Consider the following 17,949-nt stretch of genomic DNA (forward strand, 5'->3'; position numbering starts at 1 on the left):
CCTGCATTAGCATAAAACTTGAAAAAAACTTTATTGAGGTGAATAAATGAAGCTATCTCAACGAGCTATGGAGATTCAAGCATCTCCTATCCGTAAATTGATGCCTCATGCTGAAGCAGCTAAGAAGCGTGGTTTGAAAGTTTATCATTTGAACATAGGACAACCAGATATTCCTACTCCTCAGGTTATGATTGATGCCTATCATAGTTTTTCCGATAAAGTCCTGGCTTATGGTCCTTCTCAAGGTTTGGATATTTACCGACAGGGACTGGTTAGATATTATTCTCGTTATGGAATCAACCTCAATGAGGATGAAATAATCGTCACTACTGCCGGTTCAGAAGCCATAACTTTTGCTATGATGGTAGTAGCAGAAGTTGGCGAAGAAATCCTTGTTCCTGAACCTTTTTACACTAATTATAACGGTTTTGCCAGTATGTCGGGAATACATCTAAAACCTATCACAACAGTTGGAGAAAATGGTTATCAACTTCCTCCTGCAGAAGTGATAGAATCATTCATCACCAAAAAGACTAAAGCCATTTTAATTTGTAATCCTGGAAATCCAACTGGAACAGTTTACCCAGAAGAAGATGTTATGATGATTGGTGAAATTGCCAGAAAGTATAACCTATTCGTAATATCAGATGAAGTTTATAGGGAATTTATTTATGAAGGTTTAAAACATACCAGTATTATGAATGTTCCCGACCTGGAAGCAAATGCCATCTTAGTTGATAGTGTCTCCAAGCGTTATAGTGCCTGTGGTGCCAGAATTGGATGTATTGCTTCAAAGAATAAAGAAGTAATGAGTGCTCTCTTAAAATTTGCTCAAGCCAGACTGTGTCCTCCAACGGTAGACCAGCTTGCAGCGCTTGCTTGTATAGATTTAGGGGATGAATACTTTCATCCTTTGATTTCTGAATATGAAGCAAGACGAGATTTAACCTATAATGCACTCTTGCAAATTCCTGATATAGTATGTGTAAAGCCACAGGGAGCTTTCTATATCTTAGCTACTTTACCTGTGGACAATGTGGAAGAATTTGTAACCTGGATGTTGGATGAATTTAGCATTGATGGAGCAACTATGATGGGAGCTCCAGGTGATGGTTTTTATGCCACTCCGGGTTTGGGATTAAATGAAATGCGTCTTGCCTATGTTCTTAATCAGGAAGATTTGAGCAAGGCTATGCATATTCTCACTGAAGGAATTGAAGCTTATAATAAAATAAAAGGTTAGCTAAACATTTGAGGATGAGCTGATGAAGACTAAGTATAAGTATGAGCCTTATTTATATATCCTTCCAGCTTTAGTATTACTTCTTCTATTTCGTTTCATTCCTATCTTATTGTCCTTTGTAATTAGTTTCTTTGATTTTGGAATTACCAGTATTGGTAATTTTATTGGATTCCAGAATTACAATAAACTTTTTGTTGACCCTGAATTCTGGCAATCTATGATGAATACGGTATGGCTTGTAATTATTGCCGTACCCTTAAGTATTATCATACCTTTAATTTTTGCTGTCCTTTTAAATCAGATAAAATGGCTAAAGGGTTTCTTTCGTACCATCTATTTTATGCCTTATGTGACCTCTCTGGTAGCTGTTTCCATTGTCTGGAAGATTATTTATGCAGAAGAAGGAGGTTTAGCCAATGCCTTTCTTCAATGGTTAGGTTTTCAACCTCTTAAATGGTTAGCTGAACCAAAAGGAATTTTCACCTTATTATTCAATTCTTTGGGAGTCTCTATTCCTTCCTGGTTAGGAGGTCCTTCGCTGGCTCTTTTTTCCATTATCATTATGACCGTATGGAAAAGTCTGGGATATAATACCATCATCTATCTTTCTGGATTGCAAAACATCTCTAAGGTCTATTATGAAGCAGCGGAAATTGATGGTGCTAATAAATGGAAACAATTCTTTAAAATAACCGTCCCACTAATTTCACCTACCACTTTCTATGTTCTATTGATGACGACTATTACGAGTTTTCAGACTTTTGCTCAAGTCTATATGATGACAGATAAAGGTGGACCCTTAGGGACTACTAAGTTAATAGTCTATTATATCTATGAGAAGGGATTTGATGACCTTCAGATGGGATATGCCAGTGCTGCAGCACTAATTTTGTTTGTGGTTATACTTGGTTTAACTTTAATGCAAAGACGCCTGGAAAGTAAGGTCAATTATTAGAGGTGCAAGATGAATAAAATCTTCAGTAATTCAATTGTCTATCTTTTCCTGATATTCTTTGGAATTATTATGATTCTACCCTTCATCTGGATGATTTCAACCTCTTTAATGTCGCAAGCAGAATTTAATAAAAATGAATCTGTATTTATTCCTAAGGAAGAGTATTATGTCTGGGATGAAAATGGAAAAGAACATCGTATCATCCTGGTCCAACAAAAAGAAGAAAACAGTATTATTCATGTCTTAGATGAGAACCTTCAGATATCTAAAGATTACCCTGAATATATGAGTGTGCCCTCTTCTCAGGTTAGATTAATCAAGAAGGTTCCCAGTTTTCATTGGGATAATTATATTACTGCTTTCAATAAAGTGCCTTTTGCTCGTTATTTTGCTAATACCATATTTGTCTCATTCTTAACTCTGATAGGCGTGTTAATAACCTCTTTTTTAGCTGCTTATGCTTTTGCCCGAATGGAATTTAAAGGTAGAGATATTATCTTCTATCTCTTCTTAAGTATGATGATGGTGCCCGAACCTATATATATTATTTCCTCATATATGTTGCTGGATAAATTTAACTGGTTGGACACTTATCAAGCTCTGATAGTTCCCTGGTGCGTTAATATTTTTACCATTTTCCTTTTCCGTCAACATTTCAAATCCTTACCGCAAGAACTGTTTGATGCTGCTGCAATTGATGGTTGTAGCATTTTTGGAATGCTCTGGAGAATTGTGCTTCCTCTCTCTAAATCTGTTATAGCCACCGCTTCAGTTTTTTCTTTAATCGGTAGCTGGAATAGTTTTATGTGGCCCCTGGTTATGACAGATAGACCCGAATTGCGAGTTCTGCAGGTGGGGTTAAGTTATTTCAGTCAGGAAGCATCCACTCAAACAACACTTTTGATGGCTGCTTCTACCTTTAGTATACTTCCTATCTTAATTATTTTCTTCTTCGCTCAAAAACAAATCATTGCCAGTTATGCCAAAGCTGGCTTAAAAGATTAAAAGGGAGATAGATAAATGGCTAAAAGTAAATCTGATGTAAAGGATATAAAAGAACGGCTTAGACAAAGTTCTGCAACTGCAGCGAAAAAGCCAGTTAAAGAATATAAAGTTCCAGAGAAACCACCCACTTTTGATGAAACTTTGCTCAGACCTCAAGCTTTAGTGCCTTCTAAAACTAATACCATTGTTGCCTGGATTGTCTTTGCTTTTGCTTTAATCATCTATATGTTAACTCAGGCAAGGTCTTTATCCTTTTGGGATTCCGGAGAATATGCCACCTGTATCAGTATTCTGGGTGTGCCACATCCACCTGGAAATCCTTTTTATATCCTTTTTGGAAAAGCGTTAGTTTCGCTCTTCGGTAATATTTTCCCTCATGCTGTAATAGCCGCTTTTATTTCAGGTCTTGCTTCTGCTTTTGCAGTAATGTTCACTTATCTGGTCACAGTTCAACTGACCAGTATGTTTAAGATAAAACCCTGGCAATCTATGTTTGCTGGTGTGATTGCAGCTTTATATACTGCTTTTTCCTATACTTTCTGGATGAATGCAGTAGAAGCTGAGGTTTATGCTGGTCTGGTCTTCTTTATTAATCTCATAATCTGGCTAACCTTGAAATGGGTGCAAAATTCACGAGATTTTAATAAACAGAACTACCTCCTTTTGATTGTATATTTATTCTTCCTTGGTTTTTGTGTGCATCAAACAGCTTTGCAGATTGCACCTGCCATTCTTTTCATTGTAACCTATCCTATATTTTTACAAGCTACAACTAAAAAAACCTTTTGGTATAAGTTCTTTGGCTATGGTGCAGCTTTAATTATCACTTATCTGATTTTTGGAGAAATAGGAAAGGCTTTTAATATTGATTCTTTTGACCAGCTGGGTTTTGCTCTATGCATTATTGTCCTGATGTATATAGATTTACATAAGGTGCTGGATAAAAAGATTTGGCTGCTTGCTATTGCTCTTATTATTCTGGGAGTTTCTTCTTATATCTACCTTCCTATTAGAGCAGCAGATCGTCCTTTTATTAATTTAGCGGATCCAAGCACTCCTAAAAGATTTGATGATTATATCCAGAGAAGACAATATAAACCAGAACAGGTAACATCTATGTTTGCTCGAAGAGGAAATTTCTTTGAGCATCAATTAGGTTATCATTTTCTCAGATATTTTGGCTGGCAATGGTTCAAATCCGATTCTGTTAACCGAGTAACAGGTATTCCAGCACAAGTAGTAAATGTTTTTGGAGGTTTATTCGTTGCCTTTCTGGGGTTATTTGGAGCTGTGTTCCACTGTAAAAAGAATAAACACAGTTTCTTCTATTTCCTGGCTATCTTTTTCTGCACCTCATTGCTGATGGTTTTTGTGATGAATCTTTCCAGTGCTGAAGTGCGAGATCGGGATTATTTCTTTGTCGCAGCTTATAATATGTGGGCAATATGGCTAGGAATTGGTGCTATGGGTTTGGTCTCATTATTCAACAATGATAAAGATAAAGTTTTAAGAGTGGTAATGGCTGCGATAATGCTATTTTTACCAATCTTTAATATGGCAACACAATATTATGAACATGATCGTTCCCGTGAGTTAATAGCTCTGTATTATGGTGTAAATTTCCTCAATTCTGTGGAAGAGAATGCCATCATTTTCACTAATGGAGATAATGATACCTATCCGCTATGGTATGCACAAGCAGTTAAAGACCCTTATGCTGAACCCTATGTACATCAAGCTCGCGAGGTTTATCCCACCGATGAATCTCAAGAAGCTATCAAAAGAGCTATGGAATATAAGAATCAACAATGTAGCGGTATCCGTAAAGATGTTACTGTAGCGAATCTTTCTTTACTCAATACTTCTTGGTATATCCGTCAATTAAGAGACCTGGAAGGAGTTATTATCAATTGGAGTGAAGAGGAGATTAATTCTCTGGATGACCGTTATGGCAGCTTTCAAAAATTATTGTGGAAGGATTCGGTTACCTTTGATGCTGGTGACCCTGAAGGGAAAATGAAGTTTACCATTAATTATCGGGAAAACTTTGAAAAAAGTGAAACTACCGGTGAGTTTTATCCTCGTAGAGGTTCAGATTTTGCAGTTATACAAATTTTAAAGGATAACTTTGGTAAAAGACCTATCTACTTTGCTGTTACTTGTGAGTCAAGAGTGGGATTTGATGACTATCTGCGTAATGAAGGTATGGTTTCTCGCGTCGTTGCTACTTATGACCCAGTTAATGAACAGATAGATATTGATCGTCTTCTCACCAATATTGATAAGGTATATAAATATGACTCCATCTTTGATCCAAAGGTGTATAAAGACGATAATATGAAACGGTTAGTGATGAATTATGGCTCTGGTTTTTCTCGTGCTGCCGTTTATTTTGCTAAAAATCATCAATTTGAGAAGGCAGAAGAGTACGCAAAAAAGGCTCGTGCCTTTATTGATAGTGACATTCGCTTAACTGAATTCTATGTGACTTATTACATTGAGAAAGGGGAACTGGATAAGCTGGATGCTTTTATTGAAAATAATATTTGGGGAAATAGAGACGAAATCAGCATTTACCGTGCTTATGTGCTTAGATATGTGATGGAAAATAGACAGGACCTCGTTCCAAGATACTTAGCAAAAATTATGGCAAGACATCCTGATGAACCAGAGTTAGGTGCCATTGCACTGGCTTATGGTTATCAATATAAACAAATGTCTCAGATTGATGCACTGTTTGATTCTCTGAAAGATATCCTTCATTATACACCCGAAGATATCTATCGTTCTATTCAACAAGAAATGGGTAACCAAAGCTATTAAGCTACACATTTTATTTTAAGGATAAATAATGTAACCTCGCAAATGTATTATCTGCTGGAAAGAGGGAGTTACTAAGTAATTCTTGAGATTTTAGCTCCTTACTAAGTCTCCCTTGGCTCTCTCCTGTTACTTTCTTACCTAAACGGCCAAGGGAAAGGCAAGGAGGAGACAGGGGATAAATATTTTGTAATATTTTATTTCACTCTGAGTTAACAATCAATTTTTGCTTATTTATTTTTCATCTTATTTTATAAGTCTTAGAGCTTTTTTTGAAGAAAATTGTATTCTGGATAGATTGAAAATATCCTTTCACCTTGATAATAAAAGGCTTTAGAGCTTAACAATGGTGAAAAAACTAATAGAAATTTCTTGACTTTTCGACCATTCTAACTAATTTGGTCAGAAATTCAAATTTAGATTCAGCATCTATATCATATTTGATTAATAATAAAGGGATTAGGTATGTATAATGAATACAGGATCAGATAAAAAAGAGCTAATACTGGATTCAGCTATTGAATTATTTAATCGTTGGGGTTATGCTAAGACCTCAGTGGATGAAATTGCTCGGGCTGCACATATAGCAAAATCTACTATTTATTATTATTTCCCGAGTAAAGAAAATCTTTTTATTGCAGCTATTGAAGAAAAAGCAGAAGAGTTTTTTAATAAATTAACCACTGCTATAGAAGCAGCAGAAAAGTTTGAAGATAAACTCTCCTGTTTTCTAAGCCTACCAATAACCTGCATCTTTCAGAATATGCCTCTTCTGGCAAATGCTATGCAACAAATTCCCCCAGATTATTTTACAAGTTTATTAATTAAAAGAAACGAATATCGTCAAAGAATGAATAATCTTCTGGCTGAAATTATGAATTATGGGAAAAAACAAGGTATAATAAATGAAAAAATCAATTCTGAACATTTTAGCGAGATGATTAATGATTGGTTTATTATGGGAGATTACTGGAATGAAGGAGATAATAAAAACAGAATCTTGAAGCGTTTGGAAAGAGACCATGTTTTAATGGTTCAATTACTTTTATATGGCATTCTTAAACGGGATACAGCAAAACCAAGGACAAGAAAAAAAGTGAATAAAAGGAAAATCCAATGAAACGCATTAGTATTATTATAGCATTATGCTTGATAGTCTCAATGTTTTGGTCAATAAGTCTGGATGAAAGCATTTCTCTGGCAAAACAAAATAATAAAGATTTATTGTCTTCCAAAGAAGATTTACAAAAAGCTAACCAGACTTACTATCAAGTGCGTGCCAATATCTATCCTCAACTCAATGTTGTAGGTGCTTATAGTTTAAATAAGACCTATCTTCCCGATTCTGCCATTGTTCCACCCATAGATTTAAGCTTAGGACTGGACCCTGACACTGCCAGCTCTAATGATTATTATTTAGCCAATGTAATGTCTGGTGCTCTAAATTCCTTAGTTCCCTCCTCTCCAATGGAAGAGGGTTCAATGGCTCTCTCTTTACAGATGCAACAGGTACTTTTTACGGGTGGGAAATTAAATTATAGTATTAAGACTGCTGATATTTATCGTAACATTCAGCAACTAAATTATCAATTGAAAGAACAGGATATAATACTTAAGACCACTCAAATGTTCTATTCCTGCCTTTTAGCTGATAAATTAGTTAATGTACAGGAAGCAGCTCTGGAAACAGCAAGACATCATCTGGCTCGCGTAGAAGCTTTTGCTAATGAAGGACTGGTCTCCGATTTTGATGTTATGCGAGCTCGTCTGGAAGTTGCTAAACTTGAGCCACAACTGATGCAAGCACAGAATTCCCGAGATCTTGCCTTGTCCGCTTTCCGTACTCAGATTGGTGTTAATGACCCCACCATTGTCCCAGAAGGGAATCTTGTTCTTCCACCCAAACTGGATATTACTCTTGATGAGGCATTAACTCAGGGTTTGGAAAATAGAATTGAACTGACTATGGCAAAAAAGGGAACTGAAGTTGCAAATTTACAATTGAAGACTGAACAAGCTGGATATTTTCCCAATCTTGCTCTTCAAGCAAGTGCTGCTCTTTATACTAAAGCTGATGAATATGCTATAGAAGGTGATGATTTTGGAACCAATTATAGCATAGGATTAGGCATATCTTTCCCTCTCTTTAATGGTTTTGCCACTAAAGCAAAAGTTAATTCTGCCAAGTCCGGCTATCGGCAATCTCAATATCAAGAACAGAAATATGAAGATTTAATCCGTTTGGAAATCACCCAAAATTATCAGAAATTAAGACATGCGGAAAAAAACTATCTTGTCCAGGAAGAAAATATGAAAATGGCAGAACGTAGTTTGCAGCTTGCGCAATTGCGTTATGAAAATCAGGTTGGTATCCAATTGGAAGTTTTTGATGCTCAGACCACTCTCTCTGCTATACAATTACAATATTTTCAATCAATATATGAGGTCATCTCTGCTACCAGAGAGCTTCAAAAATCTTTAGGTATGAATTTTTAAAATGGAGTAAAACAAAATGAAGAAACAGTATTTCTTAATCATAATACTAAGTATTGCTCTTTTATTGACCGGTTGCGGAAGAAAGCAATCACAATTTAAGACCTTACAACAGATTCAGAAAGAACAAGGTATTCCGGTTAGAGTGAAAACTGTTGAATTGGAAACCTTCGTTCAAGAATTGAGTTATAATGCATCACTCGGTGGAAAAGAAGAATCAAACGGGCAATCTTTAGTTTCAGAAGTAGTTAGCTCTGTTAATGCTAAGATTGGTGACCGTGTTTCTGCTGGACAAATTATAGTAACTTTCCCCAGGAATACACCCACTGCTCAATATGAACAGGCTTTGACTGCTTATAATGCTGCAAAAACTGCATATGAAAGAATGCGCAATTTGTATGCTAATGGTGCAATTTCTCGTCAGGAACTGGATAATGTTGAAACCCAATATAAAGTTGCTCAAGCTAATTTAGATGCCAGTGATAAAATGATTAATGTTCGTGCTCCTATTAGTGGTATTATCACCAATATTGCAGTTAGTCCAGGTGAACGAAGTTATCCTGGTCAAAATCTTTTCACTGTTTCATCAACTAATGGATATAAAGCAAAATTGATGGTTGCAGATAGAGATGCGATGAAAGTGAAAATTGGCACTCCTGCCACTGCCACTTGGGAAAACATTACACTAAACGGAAAGGTCAGTAATATCTCTCTCGCTTTAGACCCTTATCAAAAAGCCATCCCCGTAGAAGTTACTTTCCCCATCAATGGACAACGTATAAGCTTCGGTTCTACTGCCCAGATAAAATTGCAAATTCTCACAAAACCTAATTGCATCGTTGTTAATCGTGAGTATGTTGTTAACGAAAATGATAAGCAATTTGTCTGGATTAATCAGAATAATCATGCTATTAAACGTGAGATAACTACAGGTTTGGATAATCAACTTCAATTTGAAGTTGTTTCTGGTTTAGAACCCGGTGAGCAATTAATTACTGAAGGTCTTAACCTGTTAACTGAAAACGCGTTAATTCGCGTAATTGAGTAAGGAGGGATAGATGTTCCTATCCGACCTTTCTGTTGATAGACCAGTCCTGGTCTCTATGGCGTTATTTGTATTCATTGTATTTGGAGTATTAGCCTATTTCTCTATGCCTTTGAATCTAATGCCAGATGTAAAAATACCCTATGTAGTCGTCCAATCAGTTTATCCTGGTGCTGGACCCAGTGAAGTTGAAACGCAGGTGACTAAAAAGATTGAGGATGCTATAGCTACCGTAAGTCTAATAGATTATATCCAATCTTATTCGCTGGAAAATGTTAGCATTGTGATGGTTGCATTTAAAATGCAAAAAAATGTGGATATTGCCAGTCAAGAGATAAGGGAAAAAATTGATGCTATAATTCGTGACCTTCCTTCGGACTTGCAGAAACCTATTGTCCAGAAAATGGACATAAATGCTATCCCTTTTATGGATATTATTCTATCTGGAAATCTTGATGGAAAAGCTTTATATGAACTGGCAGATACTAAGCTAAAAGACCGTTTTGGTCAGATAGAAGGTGTTGCTCAGGTTGACCTCAGTGGTGGAAATAAACGTCAAATACAGGTTCAGTTAAATGACCAAGTAGTATTTCAGAATAAAATCTCCCTGGCACAACTGATGCAAATTCTGGCTGCTCAAAATATGGATATGCCAGCAGGAAACTTTCAAAGAGGCACTCAAGAATACTCTGTTCGTTTAAAGGGTAAATTTGAAAGTCTGGATGAAATTGCTAATGCCAATATCCCCACTCCTACAGGAATAAAAAAACTTCGCGACCTGGCTAATGTTATAGATGGTGCAGAAGATGTTCGCACCAGAGCAATCTATTTTGATGTTCCTAAAAAGGTTTTAGACCAAAATATCGTGCATATTTCTTTGACCAATGCTTCTGATGCTAATGTGGTAACTATATCAGATGAAGTAAGAAAAAATCTCCCTGAAATAGAAGAAGACCTTCCTGCTGGTGTTAGCCTCAATATTGTTAGAGATACTTCCGATTTTATTAAATCTACCGTTAGCGATACCTTTACCAATATCTGGTTGGGAATTCTTTTCACTGGTCTGATACTTTTAATTTTCCTGCATGACTTACGTTCCACCCTAATTGTGGCACTCTCTATGCCTATATCCATCATATCTACCTTTGTATTTATGCAGATTGCTGGTTTCAGCTTCAATATGATGACTCTAATCGGTATCTCCACTTCAGTGGGTATTCTGGTTTCAAACTCAGTGGTAGTTATAGAAAACATTTTTAGACATAGAGATGAGGGTATGCCTGTTCGGGATGCTGCTAAACGAGGAGCTGCTGAAATTGCCATTGCCGTCTTAGCCAGTACCTTAACCAATGTCGTAGTCTTCTTGCCTGTAGCAACTATGGGAAGTCTGGTAGGTCAGTTCTTCCGTGAATTTGCCTACACGGTTACCATTGCTACTATATTTTCATTGATAACTTCCTTCACGGTTACTCCAATGTTGGCATCTCGTATTTTAACGGGTAAAGAGAAAAAGAATAAATTCGGTATAGCGTTTGATAACCTCTTTGACAAATTTGAAGCTTCATATAAGAAGTTTCTGGGTACGGTGCTAAGCTCTAAAAAACACAGTCGGAATATCATCATCATATCCGTAATTTTAGTTGTAGGAAGTTTAGCCTTAATGCCTGTGATTGGACTGGAATTTATTCCAGAAATAGACCAGGGAGAAATGTCTATAACGGTTGAATTACCCGAAGGATACAACCTTGATCAGACTGCAGATGTATTAGAAATAGTACATCAACGTTTAGCTAATCATAAAGAAATAGAACATATAATCACTAACCTGGGCTCTTCCGGATTCGTTAATACAGGAACTAACCTGGCTTCTGCAAGAATCAAACTGGTTGATAGAGCAGATCGTAAGAAAAGTGCTAAGCAACTGGCAGAAATATTTAGTATAGAACTTGCAGATATACCCAATGCAAAAATTGTAGTCAGCGCTGGAGGTTCTGCTATGGGCCAGGGTATGGGTATGGAATTTTATCTGCAAGGTCAAGATAATGCTCGTTTGGAACAAATGAAGAATCAGATAACTGAGCTCATAAAAGATACTCCTGGACTAATGAATTTAGATACCAGTAGTAGAGGTGGTAGACCTGAATTAACTATCATTCCTAAACGAGACCAGATGTCTGCAGTTAATGCCACCGTCTATGACCTTGCCATATCTCTTCGTGCCGCAGTTGAAGGTATGGTCTCCACAGAATATCATGAAGGAGATAATCAGTATGATATTAAGATATCTCTTGCAGATGATGCAGTGGATACTCCGGATAAGATAAGGAATCTCACGATACTCATTAATGGACAGCCCTATCTTCTTTCTCAGTTGGCTGATATTGAAGTTAAACCAGGTGCCAGTAATATCATTCACCGGGATAGAGCAAAAACTATAGTTTTCACCGGAGAAATAGCAGAAGATGCAACTATGGGTGATGTGATGAATGCAGTTCAGGAAAAACTTCAGGGCTTTAATTTCCCCTCTGGATATAAAATTGTTTGGGGTGGTGGTGCAAAGATGCTGAATGAAACTGTGGTCGCTATGCTGCAGGCTTTTCTCCTGGCTGTTTTGCTAACTTATATGATGCTTGCTGCTATTCTGGAAAGCTTCTTACAACCACTATTTATTCTGGGAACTGTTCCATTGGCTCTAATTGGTGTTATTCTTTCCCTTCTGATAACACATCAAACCTTCAATATAGTCTCTATGATGAGTGTGGTTATGATGGTTGGAGTTGTGGTTAATAATGCTATCCTGCTTTTAGATTATGCTAATATGCGTAGAAAACAGGGTGCTGCACCTCATGATGCTCTAATGGAAGCAGGTGAAGCCAAACTTAAACCTATCATTATGAGCACATTATCTATCGTTATCGGAATGTTGCCTATGGCTATTGGTATCGGAGCTGCAGGAAGAGAGCTTAGAAAACCTATGGGTATTGTCACCATCGGTGGACTTTTAGTAGCAACCTTTATGACATTGGTGATTATCCCTGCTTTTTATTATCTGGTTATTCAGAAAGAAAACAATAGAAAAAATGGGAAAAAGAATCAGGTTCCACAAATAGAAAATCAATAAAATAAATCTACTCAGGAAGCTGAGAGTTATATTATTTTCAGCTTCCTGAGTGCTTTCCCTTGACAATTATTCAATATCAATAAATTTATTTCAAATAATAAACTTCCAGATAAAGGAGACTCTTATGAAAAAAACTTTTCTACTTATGACTCTCTTAATGCTAACATCTTTAATCCTGGCAGTTCCCGTAGCAACTCATCAAAAACAGTTAGATATGGGTGCAGACCTCTTCAATACTCATTTTCCCATTTATGTAGGATTGGACTATGGGTTGAATGAAAATTCTACCGTTGGTGGAGGTTTATCCACAGCATTCTATGATCACGGTAACAAGTTTGATATCTATGGAAACTGGAATTACCATTTTGTTAATCTTCTTTCTATGCCACACAATACTGACCTCTATGCTGGACTTAGTCTGTGCTTAGACGCTTGGCTTGGTCATGAAGGACATGAAGATGACCATAAGTCAATGCTTATTTTAACTGGTCAAATTGGGGGTCGTTATTATTTTAACAACAATTTAGGAATTCATTTGGAGATTGGAGGATGTCCTACTTCCAATGCTACATTTGGCATTTCTTACAAGTTTTAGGAGCAAATGAGAAGCTAAAAAGTTAATTTGGCTTTTACCTGGTTAGCATTAAAATGTTAGTAAATACCTATAAAAGGAATATACAATGATAGAAAGAGAAAAAATTGAAGAGATACTAAATCGTGTCAGACCATCAATTCAAGCTGATGGTGGTGATGTAGAATTGGTCAATATCCGTGAAGATAATGTCATTGAATTGCGTCTTAAAGGTGCTTGCAATGGATGTCCAATGGCTACATTGACTTTAAAAGCGGGCATTGAACGCATAATTAAAGAAGAAATCCCGGAAGTTGCTGAAGTTATAGCAGTAGCTTGAAAGATAAGAGTTATTAACTCAGTACTATTAAAAAGTAGAAGGTTAAATTTATTAACCTTCTATTTTTTTATCTACTCATAATCTTAAAGGGAAAATATACTACTATTTTAACCAACTATTCTAAGAATAAATTTTGATTGCAATTTAAGGATAAGTTCAGTTTACTAACTTATGCCTTAAATCCTATTGGTTTGTTTTCAGGAACACCCTGAACTTTGATTTCTCCATATTGACTTTCAAAGCTTTCAATATTCTTTTGCAGAAGATTCAGGAATTGTTTGGCATGTTGAGGAGTGCATATAACTCTGCTATAAATACGCGCATCTGGTAGTCCAGGAAGTATACGACCAAAGTCCATAATAAATTCTGATGCAGAATTGGTTATTACAAAGAAATTGGCATAAGTTCCTTCACCAACATTTTCATCAATTTTAATATTAATCTGATTAGGTGGTTGAGGTTTATTCATTTTTTTCTCCTTATAATTTGAATAGCTCTTGATAGTTAAGCATTGTTCCAGAAGACTGGATTTTATGCAAGAGATTATTATAATGTCTTGATTTTTGACACAATTTTGAACAGCCCAGGATAATTAAACGTTCCTGAGCACGGGTTATAGCTACATTAAGTTTTCGGTCCACTTTTCCATCACTGGAAAGAGCTTCTGTAAGACTTAAATCGTTAGCATGATGCAAAGGTAAGCTGATAATAATATTCTTTCTTTCCGAACCCTGAAAGCGTTCCACAGTATCTATTGTAATAGCTCTCAAATCAATTGGTAGTTCTTTATAGATAGCCTGTATCATTGCTCTGAAGGGAGTTACAATACCAACATCTTTATCATAATTCTGGATAATGCCATATTGTTTGAACACTTTTAAAATCTGGATAATATATTGCACTTGCAGAGAATCGTAATAGAGATGTTCTGAAATTGGAAATTCTATCCAGACTAAACGAGAATCAACCAGAATATTTCCTTGAGGAACGAGATCTTGCAGTTGTAGCGGTAATTTTGGGATAAGAGCATTAGCGTAATATTCCTGCACTAAACTGGCAATCTGATTATGCATTCTATAGTGCTCATTAAGCATTGTAATAGAATGATTCCAGCCCTTGGTTTCGCAAACTTGAAATAAGCGTTCCATCATAGATTTATTATAGTAATCATAGCACAAGCTTTTTAGCTGCTGATTCCGAAATTTAAAAGTTTCTTTAGTCTGAAGAGTAATGGGTGGAAGTTGATTCTGGTCTCCTATCAGGATGGTCTTACCCACTTTTGTTATTATCCCGATGATATTATTTTCTATTATTTGAGAAGCCTCATCAATTACCAATTCATCAATCTTAACTATATTTAACATATCATTCAACCAGGCATTACAACTTTGAACTGTGGCAACCCAGATGCGATTGCTTTTGATAATCTTTTCTATTTCGTCAAAATCTTGCTCTGCTATCAAATGCTCTAATAATTCTTGCTTAATGGTTTCCGACTGTCCCGTGCGAATAAAAGGAATAGAATGTTTCTTTAAGTTTAAACAAATCTCATCTACTGCTCTATTTGTGAAACTTAGAATAAGAATATGATGTTCTGTTTCCCTAAAGACTTTTTCAATATATTGAGTGAGTAATCCCGAAGTTTTCCCAGTTCCAGGAGGTCCTTGAACGACAAAATAGTCCTTTGCCGCAAACATTCTATCCACAACATCATCTATGCTCTTTTGCTTAGAAGAATTAAAGATTCCTGCATTAGGTTCACGAATACCCAGAAAGAGAGATCGTTTTCCGCTTTTATCCTGCAAAAAGTCAAAAATGGAACTTAAGGGTGCATAGAGAGCACTTTCTATAATATCATGTTCCATAGCCCAAAGATCGGATTTAGAGTCTTCAATTTCTCTACAGCCACCATTTAATTGCACTTTCACCCTTTCTCTATCAATATATTTTATCTTTCCACGGATAATTTCCTGTTGTTCAACCCGCATTTTTTCACGATATAGCACAACTAAATCACCAATTCTGAAATCAGTTATTATATCCTCATCTGGAATAGAAAACCAGAGTTCATTAAATTGAATTTTCTCCAGTTTTAATGAGGTTAGTATCCGATAGTGTTGCTTCTTTGCATTAACACTTTCCTGCCAAAGTGCATTATAACCAAAAATGCTATTCTGATTTAAACCCCCGGTTTTTTCAAACCATATTTCTCTACAGAGTAAACGAACCTGCTCCAGAAACCATTCATATTCATAATCTTCCAGATTTTTAAGAGTTTCTATAATCTTGCTCAGTTTGGCTTCTCTAAAATTATTATCAGATGATACTTTTTGCTCTTTTAACCAATTAAAGAAAGGAATAGGGTCTATTGCCAGATTATGTATCAAACCTACAATACGATTCCTACACATTATCAATTCTTGTTCCAAAGCCATATCGCTACTTATATGACGAAGAGCATTTTCTCCAGCTGAAGAATAGAAAATACTTGCATAACCAAGAGGATTTCTGCCACTTTTCTTTAGCATCATATTATAGGCTATCACCTGCATCTTGTTATTCTTCCAGACATCAAATATATGAGCTTTACCGCTTTTCAATTCCACAATATGCCTTTTTCCATCTTTTTCATAAAGAATATCTACCCGACCTTGTAACCCATAACCTGGATTGAAAAAGCTTAGTTCCAGTTGAACAGGAACATTTCTCAGGGATGCAGCAAATTCTTTTAAAGCAGGAAAGTGTATTCTAAGTATGTTTTGATAAATGTTAAGAACGGTATTATTACCTAAAGCGACTAAAGAGATAGGTTGTTTAATCAGGCTTTTTTTGAATAATTCTTTAAAAGGCATATCTGGTGTTCTTATCAATTCATCCAGAATGTTATTAACAATGATTCCTTGAATCTGTTTTTCTGAAGAAGGTTCACTAATCATCCGATTGAGGATATAGTCCTCTGGATGCATCTCATTGTTAGTAAAACACTCTGCTAAATAACTGGTATCAATTAAAAAATCTGGTTCTAAAACTATCAGAGTGGTCGGATTACTTTGATAATTTTGTGCTCTTCCTTGAATGGGGGTTAGACGAAAACATTTAAGAGTGCAATATTGCCAGAGTACTTTTGCCAGGGTGCTCCATTTTTTACCTGCATCCTCCATATCATTCAAATAAATTGTGCACTCTATACCCTCTTCCAGTGTTCCAACTATCTTCAAACCTGCATCTTGATTGTTATTCTTCAGGACTTCCCAACTTTTCACTATACAGAGTAAATCTTTTCTCTTTTGAGGTGAAAGCGGAGGAAAAGCTTGAGCTTGATGTTTGCTAAGATAGTCTTCTATATCGGAATCTTCTATTTCTGGATTCAACCATCGGAGAAACTTATTTATTGCATAAACTGAGCTTAGCCATTCTTTAGAAGTAGGTTGATAATCATCTTCATGTGCAGCTTTATTGGATAAAATTCTGAGTTGATTGAGCTGATAATCTATCTCTGATGGGATTTCCAGTTGCTCCTGAATATATTTCATACGAGCAAATAAACCGCTAAAACTCATATTACTATCTTCACTGAGTTTCTTATACACTGATTCCAGAAGCTGGCGTAAGAGCAGAAACTTATTCTTTAGGTTTTCGCTACTGAATATAATATCTCGTAAACGCGTATAAACTTGAAGGATAAAATCTTGCTCTACTACTGACATAACTCTTTAATCGGCAAGTAACAATGAGTTAAGCGGATTGTTCATTCTCTTCCGTGGTAGTAAAAAATGCCTCTATAAAAGTTCTGATATCAAAGGGTTCCAAGTCTTCAAGAGTTTCTCCTACTCCAATAAATAGCACTGGTAGATTAAGATTATGCTTTAAATTGAAAATAATTCCTCCTTTAGCAGTACCATCATATTTTGCCAAGACTATACCAGTTAAAGGAATAGCTTTACTGAAGTTTGTTGCTTGAGAAATGGCATTTTGACCAGTTGTTGCATCTACTACTAAAAGAACCTGATGAGGCGCTTCAGGAATAAGTTTTTTTATGGTTCGGTCAATTTTACTGAGTTCTTTCATCAGATTTTCCCGAGTATGTTGTCGTCCTGCTGTATCTATTAGAACTACATCATAATCTTTAGCCAGAGCAGAAGCTATACCATCATAAACTACTGCTGCAGGATCTGCATTAGGTTGTGATTTAATAAGTGTTGCACCTGCTCGTTCTGACCAGATAGCTAATTGTTCAATAGCCGCAGCACGAAAAGTATCTGCTGCTATTATCATAACTTTTTTACCCTGCTGAATAAATTTATGAGCTAACTTTCCTATACTGGTAGTTTTTCCAACTCCATTAACACCAACAAA

13 protein-coding genes are annotated in these 17,949 nt (G+C 36.1%); 10 read left to right on the top strand and 3 right to left on the bottom strand.

All coding sequences use genetic code 11. From position 1 onward, the window contains the following. The first annotated feature begins 46 nt into the window (after window positions 1-46). The 10 genes from E0946_RS05175 to E0946_RS05220 all read left to right on the top strand — a co-directional run bounded on the left by E0946_RS05175 (window position 47) and on the right by E0946_RS05220 (window position 13,593). A complete protein-coding gene (locus E0946_RS05175; protein ID WP_133201401.1) occupies window positions 47-1,243 on the top strand; it encodes a pyridoxal phosphate-dependent aminotransferase in 1,197 nt (398 codons plus the stop codon). A 22-nt stretch (window positions 1,244-1,265) separates the two neighbouring features. Next, window positions 1,266-2,198, top strand: a complete 933-nt coding sequence (locus E0946_RS05180) for a carbohydrate ABC transporter permease (protein WP_133201402.1) — start codon at window positions 1,266-1,268, stop codon at window positions 2,196-2,198. 9 nt (window positions 2,199-2,207) lie between these two features. After that, on the top strand, window positions 2,208-3,203 hold the full coding sequence (locus E0946_RS05185; protein WP_133201403.1) for a carbohydrate ABC transporter permease: 996 nt from the start codon (window positions 2,208-2,210) through the stop codon (window positions 3,201-3,203). Window positions 3,204-3,218: 15 nt separating this feature from the next. Next, on the top strand, window positions 3,219-6,026 hold the full coding sequence (locus E0946_RS05190) for a protein O-mannosyl-transferase family (protein WP_133201404.1): 2,808 nt from the start codon (window positions 3,219-3,221) through the stop codon (window positions 6,024-6,026). A 469-nt stretch (window positions 6,027-6,495) separates the two neighbouring features. After that, window positions 6,496-7,143 carry a TetR/AcrR family transcriptional regulator gene (locus E0946_RS05195; RefSeq protein ID WP_133201405.1) on the top strand — a complete coding sequence of 216 codons (648 nt, stop codon included), beginning with the start codon at window positions 6,496-6,498 and terminating at the stop codon, window positions 7,141-7,143. After that, complete coding sequence (locus E0946_RS05200) at window positions 7,140-8,519, top strand: TolC family protein (protein WP_133201406.1); 1,380 nt, start codon at window positions 7,140-7,142, stop codon at window positions 8,517-8,519. Before E0946_RS05195 ends, E0946_RS05200 begins: the two co-directional genes overlap by 4 nt. Before the next feature lie 16 nt (window positions 8,520-8,535). Continuing rightward, the gene (locus E0946_RS05205) at window positions 8,536-9,564 is read left to right on the top strand and encodes an efflux RND transporter periplasmic adaptor subunit (protein WP_133201407.1); all 1,029 of its coding nucleotides are present in this window, start codon (window positions 8,536-8,538) and stop codon (window positions 9,562-9,564) included. Between the two features lie 10 nt (window positions 9,565-9,574). Continuing rightward, window positions 9,575-12,682 carry an efflux RND transporter permease subunit gene (locus E0946_RS05210; RefSeq protein ID WP_133201408.1) on the top strand — a complete coding sequence of 1,036 codons (3,108 nt, stop codon included), beginning with the start codon at window positions 9,575-9,577 and terminating at the stop codon, window positions 12,680-12,682. Between the two features lie 124 nt (window positions 12,683-12,806). Next, window positions 12,807-13,277 carry a hypothetical protein gene (locus E0946_RS05215; RefSeq protein ID WP_133201409.1) on the top strand — a complete coding sequence of 157 codons (471 nt, stop codon included), beginning with the start codon at window positions 12,807-12,809 and terminating at the stop codon, window positions 13,275-13,277. Between the two features lie 85 nt (window positions 13,278-13,362). Beyond that, window positions 13,363-13,593 carry a NifU family protein gene (locus E0946_RS05220; protein ID WP_133201410.1) on the top strand — a complete coding sequence of 77 codons (231 nt, stop codon included), beginning with the start codon at window positions 13,363-13,365 and terminating at the stop codon, window positions 13,591-13,593. A 169-nt stretch (window positions 13,594-13,762) separates the two neighbouring features. Here E0946_RS05220 and E0946_RS05225 read toward each other — a convergent pair whose 3' ends face one another. From E0946_RS05225 to ftsY, 3 genes are all read right to left on the bottom strand, one after another. Then, window positions 13,763-14,062 (bottom strand): DUF3467 domain-containing protein, encoded by a 300-nt coding sequence (locus E0946_RS05225; protein ID WP_133201411.1) that lies wholly within the window; start codon window positions 14,060-14,062, stop codon window positions 13,763-13,765. Between the two features lie 10 nt (window positions 14,063-14,072). After that, window positions 14,073-17,300 (bottom strand): ATP-dependent helicase, encoded by a 3,228-nt coding sequence (locus tag E0946_RS05230; protein ID WP_133201412.1) that lies wholly within the window; start codon window positions 17,298-17,300, stop codon window positions 14,073-14,075. 28 nt (window positions 17,301-17,328) lie between these two features. After that, window positions 17,329-17,949, bottom strand: a 621-nt coding sequence (gene ftsY / locus E0946_RS05235; protein ID WP_133201413.1) for a signal recognition particle-docking protein FtsY, incomplete at its 5' end; no start/stop codon positions are given.

It is taken from the genome of Candidatus Syntrophosphaera thermopropionivorans (genome assembly GCF_004353895.1).
GTDB lineage: Bacteria > Cloacimonadota > Cloacimonadia > Cloacimonadales > Cloacimonadaceae > Syntrophosphaera > Syntrophosphaera thermopropionivorans.